The 21107-nt window shown below is 44.2% G+C and carries 21 protein-coding genes; 20 read left to right on the forward strand and 1 reads right to left on the reverse strand.

Annotation, left to right across the window (positions count from 1 at the left end):
- Positions 1 to 141 precede the first annotated feature (141 nt).
- The 3 genes from IGJ12_RS01625 (at position 142) to spx (ending at position 2763) form a co-directional block, all read left to right on the forward strand.
- Positions 142 to 1575, forward strand: coding sequence for a peptidoglycan DD-metalloendopeptidase family protein (locus IGJ12_RS01625; protein WP_430619273.1), 1434 nt, complete (start codon positions 142 to 144; stop codon positions 1573 to 1575).
- 286 nt (positions 1576 to 1861) lie between these two features.
- The gene (locus IGJ12_RS01630) at positions 1862 to 2263 is read left to right on the forward strand and encodes an Asp23/Gls24 family envelope stress response protein (protein ID WP_430619274.1); all 402 of its coding nucleotides are present in this window, start codon (positions 1862 to 1864) and stop codon (positions 2261 to 2263) included.
- Positions 2264 to 2313: 50 nt separating this feature from the next.
- A complete protein-coding gene (gene spx, locus IGJ12_RS01635) occupies positions 2314 to 2763 on the forward strand; it encodes a transcriptional regulator Spx (RefSeq protein ID WP_008376310.1) in 450 nt (149 codons plus the stop codon).
- A 149-nt stretch (positions 2764 to 2912) separates the two neighbouring features.
- Here spx and rpsD read toward each other — a convergent pair whose 3' ends face one another.
- The gene (rpsD, locus tag IGJ12_RS01640; protein ID WP_005227158.1) at positions 2913 to 3524 is read right to left on the reverse strand and encodes a 30S ribosomal protein S4; all 612 of its coding nucleotides are present in this window, start codon (positions 3522 to 3524) and stop codon (positions 2913 to 2915) included.
- Between the two features lie 368 nt (positions 3525 to 3892).
- Between rpsD and IGJ12_RS01645 the strand changes: the two genes are divergently transcribed.
- The 17 genes from IGJ12_RS01645 (at position 3893) to IGJ12_RS01725 (ending at position 21106) form a co-directional block, all read left to right on the forward strand.
- A complete protein-coding gene (locus tag IGJ12_RS01645; protein ID WP_005227159.1) occupies positions 3893 to 4690 on the forward strand; it encodes a formate/nitrite transporter family protein in 798 nt (265 codons plus the stop codon).
- Between the two features lie 219 nt (positions 4691 to 4909).
- A complete protein-coding gene (locus tag IGJ12_RS01650) occupies positions 4910 to 5686 on the forward strand; it encodes a Cof-type HAD-IIB family hydrolase (protein ID WP_005227160.1) in 777 nt (258 codons plus the stop codon).
- Positions 5687 to 5804: 118 nt separating this feature from the next.
- Positions 5805 to 6227: a methylglyoxal synthase gene (locus IGJ12_RS01655; protein ID WP_008376307.1), complete on the forward strand. Its 423-nt coding sequence runs from the start codon at positions 5805 to 5807 to the stop codon at positions 6225 to 6227.
- Positions 6228 to 6264: 37 nt separating this feature from the next.
- Positions 6265 to 7500, forward strand: coding sequence for a peptidase T (gene pepT / locus IGJ12_RS01660; RefSeq protein ID WP_430619275.1), 1236 nt, complete (start codon positions 6265 to 6267; stop codon positions 7498 to 7500).
- A gap of 149 nt (positions 7501 to 7649) precedes the next feature.
- On the forward strand, positions 7650 to 8447 hold the full coding sequence (locus tag IGJ12_RS01665; RefSeq protein WP_010748642.1) for a TIGR00282 family metallophosphoesterase: 798 nt from the start codon (positions 7650 to 7652) through the stop codon (positions 8445 to 8447).
- Positions 8448 to 8454: 7 nt separating this feature from the next.
- A complete protein-coding gene (locus IGJ12_RS01670; protein WP_008376299.1) occupies positions 8455 to 8844 on the forward strand; it encodes a YlbF family regulator in 390 nt (129 codons plus the stop codon).
- A complete protein-coding gene (mutS, locus tag IGJ12_RS01675; RefSeq protein ID WP_010748644.1) occupies positions 8828 to 11380 on the forward strand; it encodes a DNA mismatch repair protein MutS in 2553 nt (850 codons plus the stop codon). The genes IGJ12_RS01670 and mutS overlap by 17 nt, the downstream gene beginning before the upstream one ends.
- A 15-nt stretch (positions 11381 to 11395) precedes the next feature.
- Complete coding sequence (mutL, locus tag IGJ12_RS01680) at positions 11396 to 13504, forward strand: DNA mismatch repair endonuclease MutL (RefSeq protein WP_430619276.1); 2109 nt, start codon at positions 11396 to 11398, stop codon at positions 13502 to 13504.
- The gene (locus IGJ12_RS01685; RefSeq protein WP_086332921.1) at positions 13501 to 14061 is read left to right on the forward strand and encodes a Maf family protein; all 561 of its coding nucleotides are present in this window, start codon (positions 13501 to 13503) and stop codon (positions 14059 to 14061) included. The genes mutL and IGJ12_RS01685 overlap by 4 nt, the downstream gene beginning before the upstream one ends.
- Positions 14062 to 14063: 2 nt before the next feature.
- Entirely contained in the window at positions 14064 to 14462 is a 399-nt protein-coding gene (locus IGJ12_RS01690) for a GFA family protein (protein ID WP_086332922.1), read from the forward strand.
- A gap of 88 nt (positions 14463 to 14550) precedes the next feature.
- On the forward strand, positions 14551 to 14982 hold the full coding sequence (gene msrB / locus IGJ12_RS01695) for a peptide-methionine (R)-S-oxide reductase MsrB (RefSeq protein ID WP_430619277.1): 432 nt from the start codon (positions 14551 to 14553) through the stop codon (positions 14980 to 14982).
- Positions 14983 to 15163: 181 nt separating this feature from the next.
- Positions 15164 to 15754 (forward strand): Holliday junction branch migration protein RuvA, encoded by a 591-nt coding sequence (gene ruvA / locus IGJ12_RS01700; RefSeq protein ID WP_005232405.1) that lies wholly within the window; start codon positions 15164 to 15166, stop codon positions 15752 to 15754.
- A gap of 14 nt (positions 15755 to 15768) precedes the next feature.
- Entirely contained in the window at positions 15769 to 16770 is a 1002-nt protein-coding gene (ruvB, locus tag IGJ12_RS01705; protein ID WP_005232402.1) for a Holliday junction branch migration DNA helicase RuvB, read from the forward strand.
- Positions 16771 to 17122: 352 nt separating this feature from the next.
- On the forward strand, positions 17123 to 18034 hold the full coding sequence (locus IGJ12_RS01710) for an ABC transporter permease (RefSeq protein WP_005232388.1): 912 nt from the start codon (positions 17123 to 17125) through the stop codon (positions 18032 to 18034).
- 11 nt (positions 18035 to 18045) lie between these two features.
- Complete coding sequence (locus IGJ12_RS01715; protein ID WP_005227173.1) at positions 18046 to 18927, forward strand: carbohydrate ABC transporter permease; 882 nt, start codon at positions 18046 to 18048, stop codon at positions 18925 to 18927.
- A 14-nt stretch (positions 18928 to 18941) separates the two neighbouring features.
- Positions 18942 to 20543, forward strand: coding sequence for a hypothetical protein (locus IGJ12_RS01720; RefSeq protein ID WP_061053659.1), 1602 nt, complete (start codon positions 18942 to 18944; stop codon positions 20541 to 20543).
- A gap of 419 nt (positions 20544 to 20962) precedes the next feature.
- Positions 20963 to 21106, forward strand: coding sequence for a hypothetical protein (locus IGJ12_RS01725; RefSeq protein ID WP_194199319.1), 144 nt, complete (start codon positions 20963 to 20965; stop codon positions 21104 to 21106).
- The last annotated feature ends 1 nt before the right edge of the window (position 21107 follow it).

Below are 21107 nucleotides of genomic sequence, written 5' to 3' on the forward strand. Positions count from 1 at the left end.
AGCAAATGAATGGCTTGGATCATTCATTCGTTAGAAAAATCAAGTATTTCTCCTTTTTCATATAGGAATGCAAAAATTGATTACAAAGTTTCTTGCATTTTTTGTATGATAGAGGGAGGAATAAAGGAGGAAAGTTCACGAATGAAAATAAAGAAATGGATGGCAATTGCCATTATTACCAGTCAATTTTCAACATTGCTGCCAGTATCAGCGGCTGCGGCTGTTTTAACGAGCGAGTCTACTGCTGGTCAAAATACAGCTGAGTCAACGGTTCCGGGAGTGAACGGGCCAACAATGGGCTTGGTCCCTGAAGATGCCGCAACGGTACCAGGAGAAAACGGCGAAGTAGTTCCAGGAGAGTCAACACCTGTTCCTGAACAGCCAACACCAGAACCATTGCCAGAACCGGAACCAACCCCGACGCCAGAACCAACACCAGAAGAACCGGTACCAAATCCTGATCCAGAGCCGAATCCAGAGCCGAATCCAGAGCCAGAACCAACACCTGAGCCGGCGCCAGAACCAGAAGAACCAGCACCAAACCCAGAACCAGAGACAACACCAAATCCAGAGCCAGAATCAACACCAAGCCAGCCTTCGCCTGACATCAAAGAAGTACCGAACGTACCAGAGTTGACGGTAACGCCGCCGCAAGAAGATGAGCCAGCAAAATTTGAAGTCACGCCAGTCAAAGAAACGTGGGACTTTATTATGGAGATTGGAGAAGATGCTCGTAAAGTTGGACAAGAAGAAGATCTTTACGCATCGGTCATGATTGCACAAGCGATTTTAGAGTCTGGTAGCGGAAGAAGTCGTCTGAGCCAGGAGCCTTTTTATAACCTATTTGGTATTAAGGGACTTTATGAAGGGAATGGGATTTCCTTCCAAACGCAAGAAGACGATGGTTCCGGTAATTTATACACAGTTCATGCCACGTTTCGCCAATATGACAGTATCGAATCTTCTTTGAAAGATTATGCGAAATTGTTGAAAGAAGGATTGGACCACAATCCGAATTTTTATAAAGGTGTTTGGAAATCAGAAACGGAGTCTTATGAAGATGCCACGGAATATCTGACCGGGCGTTATGCATCAGATACACAATACAATGAGAAGCTAAATGCGCTGATCGAAGCATATGCTCTGACGAGTTATGAAAAAGAGAAAGCAGAATTACCGACAGGCAGCGAACAGATGATCTATCCTGTCAGCAATCCAGTTGTCTCTTCTGTCTTTGGTCCACGAGGCAATGGGTTTCATCGTGGAGTGGACTTCGCCGCCCCGCAAGGAACGCCGATCATGGCTAGTCTTTCAGGAACGGTGATCCGCTCAGAATATCATTCTTCATGGGGGAATTATGTTGCTATCGAGCACAAAGATGGGCTGACGACATTGTATGCGCACAATCATCGCAATTTAGTGGAAGTCGGTCAAACGGTCGAACAAGGCGAAGTGATTGCTTCCATGGGAAGTACGGGGAACAGTACAGGTCCTCACTTGCATTTTGAAGTTAGTCTTTCACCTAGTTTAGCCCGGCATCAACTGGTTGATCCATTAGATGCCTTGTCAAAATAACAAAGAATAAAAGAGAGCAGTGTAGCTGCTTTCTTTTTTTTGTCAAGAAAAACGAATCATTTCAAGAAAATTATGCTTCGAGATTTTTTTAGCGCATTCATTTTATCTTGCACGATAAATTTATTCCGAAAACAAGTGTTTTTCTTTGTAAAAAAAACAAAAAGAATTTATGCTAGAAAGGTAGGGAAAAAAACTCCCAAGAGGAATGTCCACTTTAGACAAGGTCGTGTATGCGACTTTGCGATGTCTCTAGTATCCTTTCTTATTTAACCAAGGAGTGTGAAAAATGACTGACGATCAGCAAACAAGGAATTTGTCTAATGAAGCAGCGCAAGCAAGTCCACTGTCCTTTGAAGAAAAAGTCATTGAAACAATTGTTGGTGTCGCTTTGCAGTCCATTGATGGCTTGATTAGTGTAAATGGCAGATTTCTTTCAGATATGACCGAAAACCTTGAAGAACAGCCACAAGTCGCTTCTGGCATCGATGTGGAAGTTGGCAAAGAAGAGGTTGCAGTTGATTTGGAAGTAATCGTGACTTACGGCAAAGATATCCCCAAACTCTTTGCGCAAGTCCAAGAAGTGGTTTTAGAAGAAATTAGCCGCTTGACTTCTTTGAAAGTCAAAGAGATCAATATTCGAATCGCCGATATCGTCAAACAGGAAACGATCGATCAAATCGAAGGTTGAGCACCAGGCAAAAAATCGAAGTACATCAAAGAGAAAGGAAGAATGAACAAATGATATCACTATATACAACACCCAGCTGTACGTCATGTCGTAAAGCCCGTGCATGGTTGACCGAAAATGAACTGCCATTTAAAGAGAGAAACATTTTTAGCGATCCATTAAATAGTGATGAACTAATGGAGATTCTTTCTTTAACAAAAAATGGAACGGAAGATATTATATCTACTCGTTCGAAAGTGTACCAAAAGTTAGACATCGATTTAGAAGAGTTGAAGCTAGAAGAGCTGCTTTCATTGATCGAACAATACCCGAACTTATTGAAACGGCCAATTATCTTAGATGAGAACAAGCTCCAAGTGGGGTACAATGAAGAAGACATTCGTAAATTCGTGCCACGAAACTTACGAAAGATCATTTTCAAACGACGCCAAACAGAGCTGCTCATGTTTAATTATCGCCAAAAGCAAGAAGAAGGCGAATCTGTTGCGAACTTTATCTAATAATGGGAACAAAACCGGCAAATGAATACAGCGATGTATCATTGTCGGTTTTTTTGGTATTTTTTCAAGGGTCTTCTTAAGAGGATCAGTAAATCCGTTGATTCCACAAAAAAACACGATTCCAAAAAGGAATCGTGTCGGTTGAAATCTTAAAGTTTTTGGTTGTAGAATTCAACGACTAGTGCTTCGTCAACTTCTGCAGACAATTCATCACGCTCAGGTAAACGAGTTAATGAACCTTCTAATTTTTCGCTATCAAAGCTTACAAATGACGCGCGGCCAGCTGTTGCTTCAACTGCTTCTTTGATTGTTGAGATGTTTTGTGATTTTTCACGAACGCTGATGACTTGTCCAACTTCAACGTGGTATGAAGGGATATCAACGCGTTTGCCATCAACTAAAACGTGACCGTGGTTTACTAATTGACGTGCTTGACGACGAGTAGTTGCTAAACCTAGACGGTAAACAACGTTATCTAAACGTTGTTCTAGCAAGATCATGAAGTTAACACCGTGTTTACCTTCTTTGATTTTGCTTGCTTTGATAAACAATGTACGGAATTGACGTTCGTTCATGCCATACATATGACGCAATTTTTGTTTTTCAGTTAATTGCATGCCGTATTCTGATTTTTTGCCACGGCTGTTTGGTCCGTGTTGTCCTGGAGCGTAAGGGCGACGTGCCAATTCTTTTCCAGTTTCTGATAAAGAAATTCCTAAACGACGAGAAATTTTCCATGATGGTCCTGTATAACGAGACATAATTTAGTTCCTCCAATAAAATAGTTTGGAGTAAAATAATCCGTTGAAAAACTCACATTCGTGCAGTTCGTTCTTCAATCTTCACCTTTGCAGCCGCGGTTACGCAATTGCACCCGAGGGGCAACGAACTGGTGACGAGCTGTTATTTTCCTGCTGCATTATTTTACACAAGGAATAGTATACGACAAACTAGGGGCAAAAGTCAAGATGGAGCTGGCTTTGGATTTGATGAAAACAAATCTTGAAATTTTTCATTAATTACTTATATTTTCAAATATCTCTTTACAAAACAGCTTTTCGTCATTAGAATATGAAAGTATTGTGCAAATGATAACGAAGTGAAATTATTCATAAAAGGAGTAGAAAAAATGAATCCAGTATCCCCATTATTTGAGAAGATCGATTCTTCCATAGAAAAGAAAATCGATCTGATCAAGAGTAGTTATTTGCGTTACGCTGTACGTGCGATGATGGCTTGTTTATTCTTGACCCTCGGAACAGCTATTGCTTTTGCGATCGCTATGAAAGGTGAATCGATGGTTCACGGGTTAGGGAAAATTCTATATGCATTTATGTTTAGCTGGTCTTTAGTCATGATTCTTTATATGAACGCAGAATTAGGAACATCAAATATGTTGTATATGACTGTTGGGGTTTACCGTAAACGTCTAAGTATTCCTTTGGCATTGAAAATTTTGCTTACGTGTGTCTTGTTCAACTTGATCGGCGGGGTGATTTTCGGCTCAATCGTTGCACTGACAGGTCCTTTTCAAGGGCTGACCGCAGACAACTTTATGCTGACCTCGATCACTGCGAAATTAGAAAAATCGACCATCCAAATTTTAGTAGAAGCGATGTTCGCCAATATCGTTGTAAACACAGCTGTGCTAGTAAGCATGCGGATGAAAGACGATGCCGGAAAAGTTGCAGCAATCATTTTCATCATATTCATCTTTGCTTTCTTAGGATTCGAACACGTTATTGCTAACTTCCCAGCGTTTACCTTAGCTTTCTGGGCTTCAGGCGGACACTTGGCAGGTATGACTGTCGGCAGTGTGATCCATAATTTAGTTTTTGCCTTTATCGGTAACTATATCGGCGGTGGCTTGGTCATGGGGCTGGGCTATGCATGGTTGAACAACTCAAAATCGACCTATGTCGACTAATTAGAACCTACCAAAAGAAGCAGCGATGCTTCTTTTTTTTTCTTTTCTCTAACATTTCTCCAGGAAGAAGCCATCATCCCTTAACGGAGCGTTGAAATCAGCGCCTATTTATGTTAAGAATAAGTATGTACGGTTTTTCTTGCTGTTTTTTGTAAAAATGACCGCAACCAAGACCAAAATCTTAGTTACTTCTTAATAGAAAGCGAGCCTTAACCTTTTATGAATCGGAAATTCTTTGCCTTTGATATTGATGGAACCTTGCTTGACTCGAACAAACAGCCACTCGACAGTACGCTAAAAGCCCTTGATCTTTTGCGAGATGCTGGCCATTTCGTGACCGTTGCCACTGGACGCAGTCGTTTCCACGCTCAAGATATTATTCGTTCGTTGTCCTTTGATAATTACATTTTATGTAATGGCGCAGCTGCTTTTCTTTCGCATCAGCAGGTGTATAAAAACTTACTCGATGAAACGCAATTGGCTGCTTTCGTGGCAGAAGCCCAAGAGCTTGGGATCGACACGGCATTTGTCGGGATGGATACAGCGAAACGAGCGTCTTCTTTGGATATTGCTAAAATGGAAGCAGCGATGCATTCTTTTGGTGCCCAACTTCCTGAGTTGGACATGGATTTTCCCGAAGAAAAAGAAGTCTATCAAGCATTGGCTTTTTACGGAAAAGAGTATGAGCATTTCTTTGACGAGAAATACAGCAAACTGCGTTTTGTGCGTTGGCATGAAAACAGTGTGGATGTCGTTCCAAAAGAAGGCTCCAAAGCAGCAACGATCCTGTGCGTCGCGGAACAATTAGGGATAGCGCAAGAAGATGTGATCTGTTTTGGTGATGGCCAAAATGATCGTGAAATGCTGACTGCCGCAGGTGTCGGTGTGGCAATGGGCAATGCGGTCCCTGAGATCCAACAAGTCGCAGATATGGTGACCGCTAGCAATGATGAAGATGGCATCTGGTTAGCCTTGAAAGAATTACAACTGATTTAAAAAGGAATCCTTTAGACATAGCACAGTCGGTTTACGGCATCTGTGCTATGTTTTTTTGTTTTTTCTCGGTCGCAAAGAAAATAAATTGGTACAATAGAAAAAAGGGGGAATGCAGCAAATGAAAATCGCATTGATTGCTCATGATCGAAAAAAAGATGTAATGGTAAAATTAGTGACTGCCTATCGAGAAATTTTAGCGCAGCATGAACTTTTCGCAACAGGAACTACGGGGAAGAGGATCGAAGAAGCAACCCAGTTGCCTGTCCACCGCTACAAATCAGGGCCGCTGGGAGGAGATCAGCAAATTGGCGCCATGATTTCGCAAGATGACTTGGACATGGTGATCTTTTTGCGCGATCCTTTAGCCGCGCAACCCCATGAACCAGATGTAACGGCATTGATTCGCTTGTCAGACGTGTACGAGATTCCTTTAGCTACCAATATGGGAACGGCAGAAATCTTGTTGCGGGGGTTAGCAGCTGGCTTTGCTGATTTTCGACAAGTGATCCACGAAACGGACAATCGTCCCTTGTCGTTATAAAGATAGTAGAAGAATTGAAGAAAAAGGACGTGCAGAATTGAAAGCAATCTTAAAGGATTTTTTGACCTATGCAAAAATGAATACTCGCTCAGATGCGACGAGTCAGACCATCCCAACGACGCCGGGACAAGTTGAGTTGGCTCTTTTATTGAAAGATCAGTTGATCGAGATGGGGGTAGCGGATGTTGCTTACTATGAAAAGAATAGTTTTGTGATCGGACGTCTACCTGGTAATCCTGAAAAAACGGCGATTGGCTTTATTGCCCATGTAGACACGGCAAATTTCGAAGCTGAAAATATTCAGCCGCAGATCCATGAAAATTACGATGGCAAGGATGTTTGTTTAAATAAAGAAAAAGCCATTTATATGACAACTGCTGAATTTCCTAATCTCAAAGACTATGTCGGCGAAACGCTGATCACAACGGATGGAACGACCCTGCTGGGTGCAGATGATAAAGCTGGTATCGCAGAGATCATTGACGCGCTGCGAATCTTACAAACGATGGATGCGCATAAACGTGGCGATGTCTGGGTCGCTTTTGGGCCTGACGAAGAGATCGGGACTGGCGCTGATCGCTTTGATGCGGCGGATTTTCCAGTGGCATTTGCTTACACGATGGACAGTGGTCGTGTGGGGCATATGGAATATGAAACCTTTAATGCTGCTCGTATTGATATAACGATTGATGGTACGAGTGTGCATCCTGGAACTGCTTACGGTCGTTTGGTCAACGCCTTGAAAATCGCGCATCAAATCGACGATGCCTTACCAGCAGAGGAAGTTCCTGAACGCACCCGCGGGTATGAAGGTTTTTACCTACTGCACAATTTGACGGGACATATTGGTCGAGCAGAAGTTTCTTATATCATTCGTGATCACGATCATATGCTTTTTGAACAGCGAAAAGCTAACATCGTGGGGATCATTGACGAATTGAACACAGCCTATGGGCAAGAACGCATCACCTATACGCTGTATGACCAATATTACAATATGGGGGATTTGATCAAGAAAGATCCCCGCAGTATCGAAGCTGCCCGAGCAGGGATGCAAGCGATTGGTGTGACACCGATCGAAGCGCCGTTTCGTGGCGGGACCGATGGCTCGAAAATCACCTATAAAGGCATTCCAACACCGAACTTATTTGTTGGCGGTGAAAACTTCCATGGCCAGTATGAATTTATTACCGTGGAAGCGATGGAAAAAGCCCGTGATTTGATCGTGGCGATCGTGGAACATGTCGGGAAAGAAGACACTACCATTTCCTAGAGAACGCGGCAACACGCTAGACTAAAGCGAAAAAGTCTAGCGTGTTTTTTTGTTTTGCTGCAGGGAAGAACAGCAAGTGAAAGAACCTTTTTTTTCTGGACCAAAACCCTTATAATAGAAAAGAAGCTAAAAGAGAAGAGGAAAAATGTGTGCGGGTATTATTCATTGGAGATGTAGTTGGTTCATTAGGAAGAGAAACAATCACGGAGTACCTTCCCAAATTAAAGAAGGCGTATCGACCACAGGTGACGATCGCGAACGGCGAGAATGCGGCGGCGGGTCGTGGGATCACTGGTAAAATTTATAAGAAATTTTTGCAAGATGGTGTCGATGTCGTGACATTAGGCAATCATACATGGGACAACCGTGACATTTTTGAATTTATTGGCGATGCGAAGAAAATGATTCGTCCAGCCAATTTTCCAGAGGGAACACCGGGGGTCGGCATGGTGTTTGTGAAAGTCAACACCATTGAGTTGGCGGTGATCAACATGCAAGCTCGCTCGTTCATGGTAGACCTTGATGATCCGTTTCGCAAAATGGATGAATTGGTTGCGATTGCCCGCAAACGTACACCGTTTATCTTTGTGGATTTTCATGGGGAGACTACTAGCGAAAAACAAGCGATGGGCTGGTATTTGGATGGCCGAGTTTCGGCAGTCGTCGGCACGCATACCCACGTACAGACCAACGATGCGCGGATTTTGCCCCAAGGAACGGCTTATTTGTCAGATGTCGGCATGACTGGTCCTTATGATGGGATTTTGGGAATGAAACGCGAACCAGTCATTGAAAAATTTTTGACGGCGTTGCCGCAACGGTTTGAAGTGATTGAAAAAGGCCGCAGTATTTTGTCGGCTTGCTTGCTTGAGATTGATGAAGCCACTGGTAAAGCAAAATCGATCCGTCCGATCCAAATCAGTGAAGATCGCCCGTTTACAGAATAGGAGAAGCATGGAAGAGCAATTAACCAAAGAATCAAACGTTGCCCAAGAGTTGGCTGCTTTGCAAAAGCTTTTGTCTAATCATCCGATCGTTCAAGAATTTCAAGAAATTCAAGTACGAGCCTTGCAAAACCAAGGGCTACTGGAGTTGGAAGAAGCGCTGAAGCAAGCGCAAAAAGAAATCGTTCAATTTGAGCATTATGAGAAACCCGAAGCAAAAAAAGCTGCGGAGCAGCGTTATGCGTCATTGACAAACGAATACGAGCAGCACCCCTTAGTGGTTGCTTATCGCCAAGCGTTACTGCAAGCAGATGAATTGCTGCAATATGTCACGACGGAGATCCAAAAGAAAATGAATAAAGCCATCGAGGAGGATGAAACCAATGCCTCAAAAAACTAAAAATACCCCGATGATGGAACAGTATTTAAGCATCAAGGCTCAGTACCAAGATGCTTTTTTATTCTATCGTTTAGGAGATTTCTATGAATTATTTAATGAGGATGCTGTCAAGGCAGCACAAATTTTAGAACTGACGTTAACCAGCCGCAACAAAAATGCGGAGGAACCGATCCCTATGTGTGGGGTGCCTTACCACGCTGCCAGCAATTACATCGACACCTTGATCGAGCAAGGCTACAAAGTAGCGATTTGTGAGCAAGTGGAAGACCCAAAAACCACCAAAGGAATGGTCAAACGCGAAGTCGTGCAACTGATCACGCCGGGAACGGTGATGGACAGTAAAGGCCTATCCGCCAAAGAAAACAACTTTTTGACAGCTGTTTTGCAGCAAGGGGAGCGTTTTGGCTTTGCCTATGTCGATCTAAGTACCGGTGAATTAAAAGCAGCGCAATTGGAAGATGAAGAAGCCGTCGTCAATGAGGCAGCCGCTCTGCAAACGAAAGAAGTCGTTTTGTGCAGCGAGATTCCTGAATCATTGCAAACAACACTGACCAATCGCTTGAATGTCGTGTTTTCTAAGCAAGAAACGTTGGAAGAAAATGCCGAATTTCAATTTTTAACAGAACCTCTCTCCCAAGAGTTAGAAAAAGTAGTCACAGGGAAGTTGCTAAGTTATTTGGCGATCACCCAAAAACGCAGTTTAGCGCATATTCAACAAGCCGTGGAATATCAGCCCGATCATGCCTTGAAAATGGATCATTATTCCAAATTCAACTTAGAATTGACGCAGTCGATTCGAACCGGAAAAAAACAAGGGACTCTTTTGTGGTTGCTGGACGAGACAAAGACCGCAATGGGGGGACGTTTGTTAAAGCAATGGTTGGATCGTCCCTTGATCCAGCCAAAGAAAATCACTGCCCGCCAAGAAATGGTCCAATCGTTACTGGACAGTTTCTTTGAGCGAGCAGATCTGCAAGAAGCGTTGACGAAAGTCTATGACATGGAACGCCTAGTTGGACGGGTCGCCTTCGGAAATGTCAATGGCCGCGATTTGCTGCAGTTGAAATCTTCTTTGGAGCAAGTGCCTTTGATCGCGCAATTGCTGCAGGGGATCAACCGTGGCGAGTGGAATGACTTGCTGCTGGAATTAACGCCTTTAGATGATTTGGTTGCACTGATCGAAGCGGCGATCGATGAAGATGCCCCGTTGCAGATCACAGAAGGCAACATCATCAAAGACGGGTTCCATCAACAATTAGATGAATACCGTACGGCGATGCGTAATGGCAAGCAATGGTTGGCGGAATTAGAAGCCAACGAACGTCAAGCGACGGGGGTCAAAAACCTGAAAGTTGGGTTCAACCGCGTCTTTGGCTATTACATTGAGATCACGAAAGCCAATCTAGTGAATTTAGATACCTCTCGCTACGAGCGCAAGCAAACGTTAGCCAATGCGGAACGGTTTATTTCCCCCGAGTTGAAAAAACTGGAGACTTTGATTTTAGAAGCCGAAGAGAAATCGGTGGATTTGGAATACCGCCTGTTTCTTGACGTCCGTGAAGAAGTGAAAAAGAGTATCACCCGTCTGCAAAAGTTAGCCAAAGCCGTCAGTGCGGTCGATGTCTTACAAAGTTTCGCCACAGTTTCGGAACGCTACCAATACGTGCGGCCGACAGTAGCGAAAAAACGAGCGGTATCGATCATCGACGGCCGTCATCCTGTAGTGGAAAAAGTTCTTGGTCATCAAGAGTACATTCCGAATAGTATCGTGATGGATGAAGAAACAGAGATCTTGTTGATCACAGGCCCAAATATGTCTGGGAAAAGTACGTACATGCGGCAGTTTGCCTTGCTAGTCATTATGGCGCAGATCGGCTGTTTCGTACCCGCACAATCTGCAGAGATGCCGATTTTTGATCGGATCTTTACTCGCATCGGTGCCAGCGATGACCTGATAGCCGGTCAAAGCACGTTTATGGTGGAGATGATGGAAGCCAACCAAGCGCTGCGTCATGCAACGCCTAACAGCTTGATTTTGTTTGATGAGTTAGGGCGTGGGACTGCGACCTATGATGGGATGGCATTGGCACAAGCCATCATTGAATATATCCACAAAGAAGTTCATGCCAAAACACTTTTCTCCACCCATTATCATGAGCTGACGGTTTTAGATGAGGAATTGGCGCACTTGCGCAATGTCCATGTTGGTGCCGTTGAAAAAGAAGGCGAAGTCGTCTTCTTGCATAAGATGATGGAAGGGCCCGCAGATAAAAGCTATGGGATCCATGTAGCCAAAATCGCTGGACTGCCAAGTGCACTCTTACAGCGCGCAGCCACGATCTTAAAAGCGCTGGAAGAACATGAACCGACGGTACAACCAAAACCCGTCGTCGAAGAAAGTCAGCAGTTGTCGTTGTTTAGTGAAGTATCTACGGAAGAAATCGGCGTCATCGATCAATTGAAGAAATTGAATCTGTTGGAAATGACCCCGATGGATGCTCTGAATACATTGTACGAGCTGCAAAAACGAATTTAGAAAGAAGGTCAGCAGATGGGAAAGATCCAAGAGCTATCCGAACGTCTGGCGAACCAAATCGCGGCAGGAGAAGTTGTTGAGCGACCGGCTTCTGTCGTCAAAGAATTAGTTGAAAATGCCGTGGATGCCGGCAGTACCCAAATCGATATTTTTATTGAAGAAGCAGGCTTGCGTAAAATCCAAGTCATCGATAATGGCGAAGGAATTGCAGAAGAGGATGTCTTGACTGCCTTTAAACGCCACGCCACCAGTAAAATCCACAATCGAGATGACTTGTTTCGAATACGTACCCTTGGGTTTCGCGGGGAAGCTTTGCCTAGTATCGCTTCGGTTTCGATCCTCTCGATTGAAACGGCAGTCAAAGGCGCCCAACAAGGCTCCTTTGTGCGCTTAAAAGGCGGCGCTGTTGAAGAGCATCTGCCTGCCAACTTGCGACAAGGAACCAAGATCACTGTCGAAAACCTCTTTTACAATACACCGGCACGCTTGAAATATGTCAAGACGCTGCAAACGGAACTAGCGAACATCGGCGATATCGTCAATCGGATCGCCCTGAGCCATCCAGAAGTGGCTTTTCGTCTCGTTCATGAAGGCAATAAGATGTTGAGCACCACTGGAAGTGGACAGTTAAAACAAACCATCGCCGGGATCTACGGGGTGGAAACGGCCAAAAAAATGATCGCGATCGATACTGAGGACCTCGACTTTAAAGTCACTGGCTTTGTGTCACTGCCAGAAGTCACCCGAGCCAGCCGCAACTATTTATCCACGATCATCAATGGTCGTTATATTCGCAACTTCGCTTTGAATAAAGCGATCGTTGCTGGTTACGGATCAAAATTGATGGTCGGTCGTTTTCCATTAGCTGTCCTTGAAATCAAAATGGACCCCTTATTAGTCGATGTCAACGTTCATCCGACTAAGCAAGAAGTTCGCTTGTCAAAAGAAGAAGAACTGACCAAGCTAATCAGTAAAGCCATCAATGAGGCGCTGCGGGAAATCAATTTGATTCCTAACGCCGCTGATAATCTGCGGTTTAAGAAAAAAGTTGCCGATCAGCCAAAAGCCCAGCAGCTTGGCTTGGAACTGGAGTCAGCAGGAAATTCGACTTCTGAGTTGTCTTATAATCGCGAAACCGGGAAATTTGAGGTTCAGGGCAGTACTTATCAACAGGCTGTGGATAACTCTGTGGAAAAACCTGTGGAGGAAGGTGGAAAACTTCCAGAAATGCCACAGGAATCTAGCGAAAACCTGTTGGAAGAAACCGAGGAAACCTTTCGCAGTTTGGAAGAGACGCTGCCAAATAAGCCTGTCCGAAAACCATTTGTGGAAGACCAGACGGAAACAAAAGCGCCGCTGCCAGAAGCGCCAGCCTTTCTCTCGGAAGAGACGCCAGAGCTTACGGCGCAAGATCTGCAAAATCAAGCGACTCTGCACCCTGAAATGCATGGGGATGACCGCAACTACCTGAAAACGGTCGAACGGTTACTGGAAGAAGAACCAGCGAAGGAGCGTTTTCCCCAATTGGATTATTTTGGGCAGATGCATGGGACCTATTTGTTTGCCCAAAGTGAGGCGGGGCTATATATCGTCGACCAGCATGCGGCACAGGAACGAATCAAATATGAGTATTACCGCGAAAAAATCGGCGAAGTGACCAATGACCTGCAAGAATTGTTAGTGCCGATCGTTTTGGATTATCCCAACAGCGATGCGCTGCAATTGCAGGAACAAAGTGACAAGCTGGCAGAAGTCGGGATCCATCTGGAATCTTTTGGAAACAATAGTTTCATCGTCCGGGCGCACCCGACGTGGTACCCTAGCGGTGAAGAAGAAGCCATCATCCGCGAAATGATCGACATGTTACTGACCACAGGAAGTGTCAGTGTCAAAAAGTTTCGTGAAGCAACCGCGATCATGATGAGCTGCAAACGATCCATCAAAGCCAATCACTATTTGAATGAAGCGCAAGCCCGGATCTTGTTGCAAGATTTAGCGAAATGCGAGAATCCCTTCAACTGTCCCCATGGTCGCCCGGTGCTGATCCATTTCACCAACAGCGACATGGAGCGGATGTTCAAACGGATTCAAGATCCTCATCGAGCAAGGAGTGGCATGGAATGATTATTTTGGCTTCACAGTCGCCGCGGCGCAAAGAATTATTAGCAGAATTAGTCCCGGAATTTGCGGTCATACCAGCGGATATCGACGAGTCGGTCCGACCAAACGAAGCGGCGATCCCTTATGTCCAGCGAATGGCAGTAGAAAAAGCGGCGGCTATTGCGCAAACATATCCTGAAGATCTGGTGATCGCGAGCGATACGACGGTCGTGGTGGATGAAGAAATCTTAGGAAAGCCAGTCGACCGTAAAGATGCTCGGTCGATGTTACGAAAAATGAACGGACGGACCCATTGGGTGCATACCGCCGTCGTTTTACAAAAAGGCAAACAACAGCGCCAAGCAGTGGTTTCGGCGGAAGTTGTGTTTCGTTCCTTGACCGATCAAGAGATCGACCAATATCTTGCCTTAGATGAGTACCAAGACAAAGCGGGCGCCTATGGGATCCAAGGGGCGGCCAAAGTATTTGTCTCATCGATAAACGGCGATTTTTATACGATCGTAGGGTTTCCTGTCACTACGGTCTATCAGTTGTTGCAAGAGTTTATGGAGGAGGAATAAGGATGGATGTTTCTGGTAGTTGTCTTTGCGGCAAAGTCACGATCAACTTGACGGGAGTTGCGAAAGAAATTACGGTTTGTCATTGTAGTCTCTGCCAGAAATTTCACGGCGGACCGATGTTTGCTCTTGCGCCATGCGCTGAGGACCAGATAGCTCTTCAAGGAGCGAAGTGGCTGCGACGTTACGATTCTTCTGAGTGGGCACAGCGAGGATTTTGCAGTCAATGCGGCTCGAGCCTGTTCTTTTACCTCAAAGAAGCACACACCTATTTTTTTGCGGCTGGGTTGTTTGGCAACATGCCAGAAGCTGTCTTAACCGAAGAAATCTATACAAAAGACCAACCGCATTTTTACCATTTTGCGGAACCAACGACTCGTTGGCAAAAGCTGCAAAACCCTTAAACAATTTGAGCAAGTCATTTTACATTCGCTAAGAAAAAAGGCATGATAGAGCATACAGGATGAGTCTAGAGGAAAAGCAGGTGAAAAAATGACAGATAAAAAAGAATTAAAAGAAAAATTGTCGCCAATCGAATATGCGGTGACCCAAGAAAATGCAACCGAACGCCCCTTTACTGGCGAGTATGATGATTTTTATGAAAAAGGGATCTATGTTGATATCGTCAACGGCGAACCATTGTTTGCTTCTACTGATAAATATGACGCAGGTTGTGGCTGGCCGTCCTTTTCGAAACCGATCAGTAGCCAAGATATTCAAGAAAAAGCTGATTTTTCTCACGGCATGCATCGGGTAGAAGTCCGCAGCAAAGAAGCTGACTCTCATTTAGGACATGTTTTTTCAGACGGTCCTCAGGACAAAGGCGGTTTGCGCTATTGTATCAACTCGGCAGCATTGAAGTTCATCCCTTTAGCAGAAATGGATGAAAAAGGCTATGGCGAATTCAAATCACTCGTTGAGTAAGTATTAGGAACTGTGTGCGAAAAAAAGACGCAGCAGCATGTCTCGTTTGAAAAAATGCGACTGGAACAACGGTTTTTCCTCCGTTTGTTTCCTGCTAAGCCTTTTCCTTCGTTCACAGTCCTTTTTTTGCCTTCTCGTCTGTGCTACAATAAAGGGAACATATGTACAGAAAGGAAAGCACATGTACGAATATATCATAGGGAAAGTAACGGATATCTTTCCGGCGTATATCGTCGTTGAGACCCATGGCATCGGCTATCAGATCGCTTTTGGCAATCCGTATTCATTTAGCGGCAAGTTAAACCAAGAAGTAAAAATCTATCTGCACCAAGTGATTCGTGAAGATGCTCATAGTCTCTACGGCTTTGCCACGATCGAAGGCAAGCAGTTGTTTTTAAAATTGATCAGTGTCTCAGGTATTGGACCAAAGAGTGCGTTAGCAATCATGGCCAATGAAGACCATACAGGGTTGATCACGGCAGTCGAAAATGGGGACGTCAACTATTTGACTAAGTTCCCAGGTGTCGGTAAAAAGACGGCGCAGCAAATGATCCTAGACTTGAAAGGCAAAGTGGCTGAACTGGTTGGAGAAGAAGCGATCGTTCCTCTAAGCGTGGCAACGACTGCTTTAGATGAAGCGATGGAAGCCTTGAAAGCATTGGGTTATAGCGAAAAAGAAGTCAAGAAAGCCGAAAAACAATTAGCGGCGAATACGACAAAATCGACGGATGAGTACTTGCGGGAAGCTCTCCGATTGATGATGAAAAAGTAAGGAGCAAGTAGACGATGGATGAACGAATTGTTTCGCCAGAAAGTACTGAACAAGAAGAGATCATCGAAAAATCCTTGCGTCCGCAAACCCTTGCCCAATATATCGGACAAGACAAAGTCAAGCAGGAGCTTTCGATTTATATCCAAGCGGCGAAAAATCGAGAAGAAGCGTTGGATCATGTCCTCTTATATGGTCCGCCAGGCTTAGGGAAAACGACGATGGCAATGGTGATCGCCAACGAGATGCAGGTGCAAATCAAGACGACCAGCGGTCCTGCGGTCGAAAAACCGGGGGACTTGATTGCAATCTTGAATGAGCTGCAGCCGGGGGATGTTCTGTTTATCGATGAGATCCATCGCTTGCCTCGTGTCGCCGAAGAAATGCTTTATTCGGCAATGGAAGATTTTTATGTGGATATCATGGTGGGGCAAGGAACAACGGCTCATCCGGTTCATTTTCCGCTCCCGCCATTTACCTTAGTCGGCGCAACGACACGGGCGGGGATGCTCTCGGCGCCACTACGGGATCGCTTCGGAATCATTTCTCATATGCAATATTATGAAGACCATGATTTAAAAGAGATCGTGCAGCGGACTGCGTCGATCTTTGAAACGGATATCGTGGAAGAAGGGGCGATCGAAATCGCCCGCCGATCTCGAGGCACTCCACGGATCGCTAACCGTTTGCTTAAACGAGTTCGCGATTATGCGCAAGTGCAAGCAGATGGATTGATCGATCGCACCGTTGCTGACCAGGCATTGGCGCTTTTGGCAGTCGATCATGCTGGCTTGGATTATATCGATCAGAAATTGATCCGCACGATGATCGAATTGTATCAAGGCGGCCCGGTGGGATTAAGTACGATCGCTGTCAATATCGGGGAAGAAACCGAAACAGTGGAAGATATGTACGAACCGTTTTTGATCCAAAAAGGATTTTTGAAACGCACCTCGCGTGGGCGGATCGCAACACCGTTAGCCTATGACCATTTTGGCTATCCCCAAAGAAGTGAATAGAACGAAGCAGCAATCAACGATGATTGCTGCTTTTTTGTGCTTTTGGTGAAACGTTTCTTTTTATTTTTTAATAATTTCTGAGAATCAATCGATGTTGAAAAAATACATTATTTGTGAAATTTGATTAAACGGAAGTGTTTGGAAAAATGATTTCTTATGAAAATGTTGATATAATAGCTTTTGTGTTTGTGAGGAACTCAACGAAATTTGTGAAAAAAGAAAACCTGAAAAAAATAATTGGAAAGGCTTGCATTTTCGAATGGCAGCGGATATAATCTTTTTGTAGAAACGTTTCACCAAAATGTGGAGATATACGTAGTGTTGTGAGGATAGAAAGAAGGAGATTTTGTGTATGAGTAAACTGCAAAAGTTTTATAGTCAACGGCAGCTTCACTGGATGGTTTTTCCCGGCGTGGCATTTATGATCGTATTTAATTATATTCCGATCTACGGAATTATAATCGCTTTCAAAAACTATACGGTGATTGACACGATTTCATCAGCACCATGGGTTGGGTTAGAGAATTTCCGTATCATTATGAATGACAGTTTTTTCTGGGAAGCAGTTAGAAATACGTTAGCCATCAGCTTATTGAAATTAGGATTAGGTTTTGCGATCCCGATTGTGTTAGCCATTATGATTTTTGAAATGCAAGATGGCCGCTTGAAGAAATTTATTCAAACGGTTTCATACATTCCCCATTTTTTCTCATGGATCGTGCTAGGTGGGATGATGATCTCTTGGCTGTCAACGAACGGCTTTATCAACCAAGTGTTGATGTCCGTAGGATTGATGGACAAAGGGGTCAATCATCTATTGGATCCAAGCAAATATTGGTGGATCGCGGTCCTTTCTGATCTATGGAAAGAAGTCGGCTGGGGAACGATTCTTTACTTGGCAGGTATGTCGCGGATCGATCCAACGTTTTATGAAGCCGCACGAATCGATGGTGCCAGCAAGCTAAGACAGATTCGTTCGATCACATTGCCATTACTGACACCGATCATCTCCTTAAACTTGATTCTGAATGTGAGCGGTATCTTAGGGTCAAACCTAGATCAAACATTAGTTTTGATGAATTCACAGAACCAAAACCGTTCAGAAGTTATCAACTCCTTTGTTTATAAAATGGGGTTGACGCAAGGTGATTTCTCTTATGCAACTGCTGTCGGCTTGGGGATCGCGGTCATTTCCGTCATCTTATTGGTGATCACGGATCGAGTGACCCGCAAGTTGAACAACGGCAATTCAGTTATCTTATAGGAGGAAAAAACATGATCAAAAGAAAAGCAAAAGAAAACACGTGGTTTTACTTCTTCAATACCGTGATCTTGATTTTATTCTCGTTAATGATCATTGTACCGATTTGGAATATCTTGGTTTCCTCCGTGTCTTCTAGTTCTGGATTAGCGGGCAACGGCCTCGTGTTATGGCCCAAAGGCTTTACCTGGGAAAACTATCGGAAAGTTTTTTCCGACGCAAGTATCCCCCGTGCCTTCTTGATCTCAGTGTTAAAAACGGTTCTTGGGGCTGCAACCCATACCTTGTTTTGTGCGATCGTGGCTTACGGATTGAGTAAATCACGCTTGGTTGGCCGCAACATTTATACAACGATGGGGGTCATCACCATGTACTTCAGTGGTGGGATGATTCCAACGTACTTGCTGATTCGCTCGCTAGGATTACTGGATTCTTTCTGGGTCTACATTATTCCAGCTTTGTTCAGCTATTATGATGTCGTGATTTTAATGAACTTTTTCCGTGAGATTCCGCCTTCACTCGAAGAATCGGCGAAGATCGACGGTGCAAGTGAATTCCAAATCTTTTATAAAATCTTCTTACCATTAACGAAACCGGCATTGGCAACCATCATCTTGTTCAACGGGGTTGGCCAATGGAACGATTTTATGACAACAAAACTGTATATCACAAAAGAGTATCTTTATCCGCTGCAAATGAAGATTTATGAAATCATCGTCCAATCCAACTTGAGTACGATGACTGAAAGCGGTAGTACCGACTTTATCGTCCAAGCAACGACCCGTGGGGTTCAGTTGGCTACGATCGTCATCACGACAGTGCCAATTTTAATTATATATCCATTGCTTCAAAAACACTTTATCGGCGGTATGATGGCCGGTGCAGTAAAAGAATAGAAAGAGGGATAGACATGAAAAAAGTAGTAGGCGGTTTATTGGCAGCATCAGCATTACTTAGCTTAGCAGCATGTGGCGGCAGCTCAGACAATGCCAGCAGTTCGGATTTTTCTATCAAAGATCGGTATGAGTTAGATGAAAAGACACCAGCATGGAAACTCGATACCAAAGAAGAACCAACCAAGATCACATGGTACATCAATTCAGACTGGACAGCTTTGCCATTTGGTGAAGATGTGACGACAGCCCAAATCAAAAAAGATTTGAACATTGATATTGAATTTATTTCAGGTGATGATTCGAAATTAAATGCTTTGATTTCAAGTGGTGATATGCCTGATATCGTGACGTTGATGGATAAAACCAGTCAAGCAGCCACAAAAGCTGATAGCTGGGCATACTCATTAAACGATTTAGCGGAACAATACGATCCGTATTTGATGAATGTCGTGACCGAAGATACCTTCAAATGGTTTGCTTTAGATGATGGCAAAACTTATGGCTATCCAAACTATTCCAACACAGCAGCGGACTACGAAAGCGGCAATATTCCCGTCAACGATAACTTTGTGATCCGTGAAGATGTCTATGAAGCATTGGGCAAACCAGATGTTTCGACTCCAGAAAACTATGTGAAAGTCATGAAAGAAATCAGCGAGAAATTCCCTGATTTGACACCAATGGGCTTCACAACGATCGGCGAAACAGCAGGACCATTCTTAGATAAATTGCAAGACTTCTTAGGTGTTCCGTTAGAAGATGAAGATGGTGCTTTCTACGATCGTAACTTAGATGAAGAATATATCTCATGGTTGAAAACCTTTAATCAAGTGTATCGTGACGGCAACATCAGTGATGACAGCTTTACCGATGACGGTCCAACCTATGATGAAAAAGTAAAACAAGGGGACTATGCAACGATCTTAGTCGCAGGAACGAGCGGACAAGGTGGGAACTTCACTGAATTCATGAAAAACTCTGACACGCGGTACATCGCAATCGACGGACCTGCCAGCACTTCTGGTCGTGAAGCAACCTTGAACCAAACAGGAATCTCTGGCTGGTTGATCAACTACATCACAAAAGATGCGGCGGATCCAGCAAAAGTAACCCAACTCTTCACGTACTTGATCGATGAACCAGGACAAATTTTGACAAAATTCGGTGTTGAAGGCGTGACGTATGAATACAACGATGAAGGCAAAATCGATTACTTGCCAGAAATCAAAGAAATGGAACAAACCGACAACGAAGGCTACAACAAAAAATATGGTATCAGCCGTTTCAACTACTTTAACAACGACCGTGTCAATGCACTGAAAGTCAAAACCGAAAATGCGTTGACCCAAATGCAAGAATGGGGCGAAGGCAAATTGTATCCACACTTTGTGATCGAAAATACGGATCCAGATGCCGGAACTGCTGAAGCACGTTCAAACACAGCAATCAAAACCAAAATCAACAGTACGATCATCTCATTGATTCGTTCAAAAGATGAAGGAACATTTGACAGCACACTAACCGACTTTGAAGGCTTCTTAGATTCAAACAACTGGGATGCAATCAAAGACATTAAAACTGAAAAAATGGCCGAAAACCGCGAACGACTAAAATAACCCCCATAGGAGAGGAAAGGAAGCCAAAAAAAAGACCTTTCCTCTCCTTTGCTTTGAAACACAGGTTTTGCGCGCACTTTGCGCAAAATCTGATGTTTCAAAGTACTAGGCGACCGCAGGGAGCGTAGTGACCATACAAAGAATCACTGCGATTGGCTCGCGTAGTGAGACATGCAAGCTGCACTTAGTGTGTTTTACTTAGTGCAACTGTAGGCGAAGCGAAAGCGGAGACGAGCAGATGATGAAAAGTACTAGGCGACTGTAAGGAGCGTAGTGACCGCACAAAGAATCACTGCGATTGGCTCACGTAGTGAGACATGCAAGCTGCACTTAGTGTGTTTTACTTAGTGCAACTGTAGGCGAAGCGAAAGCGGAGACGAGCAGATGATGAAAAGTACTAGGCGACTGTAAGGAGCGTAGTGTCCGTACAAAGAATCACTGCGACTGGCTCACGCAGTGAGACCTGCAACCCAGAAAACCGTACGTTGAGAAACGACCCAAAATCACAAGAAGGCAAGAAACAGGTTTACGCAGCACCCGCAGCACAAATCAGCAAGTTTTGAT

The organism is Enterococcus sp. DIV0802b, from assembly GCF_050543535.1.
Taxonomy (GTDB): domain Bacteria; phylum Bacillota; class Bacilli; order Lactobacillales; family Enterococcaceae; genus Enterococcus_D; species Enterococcus_D entomosocium.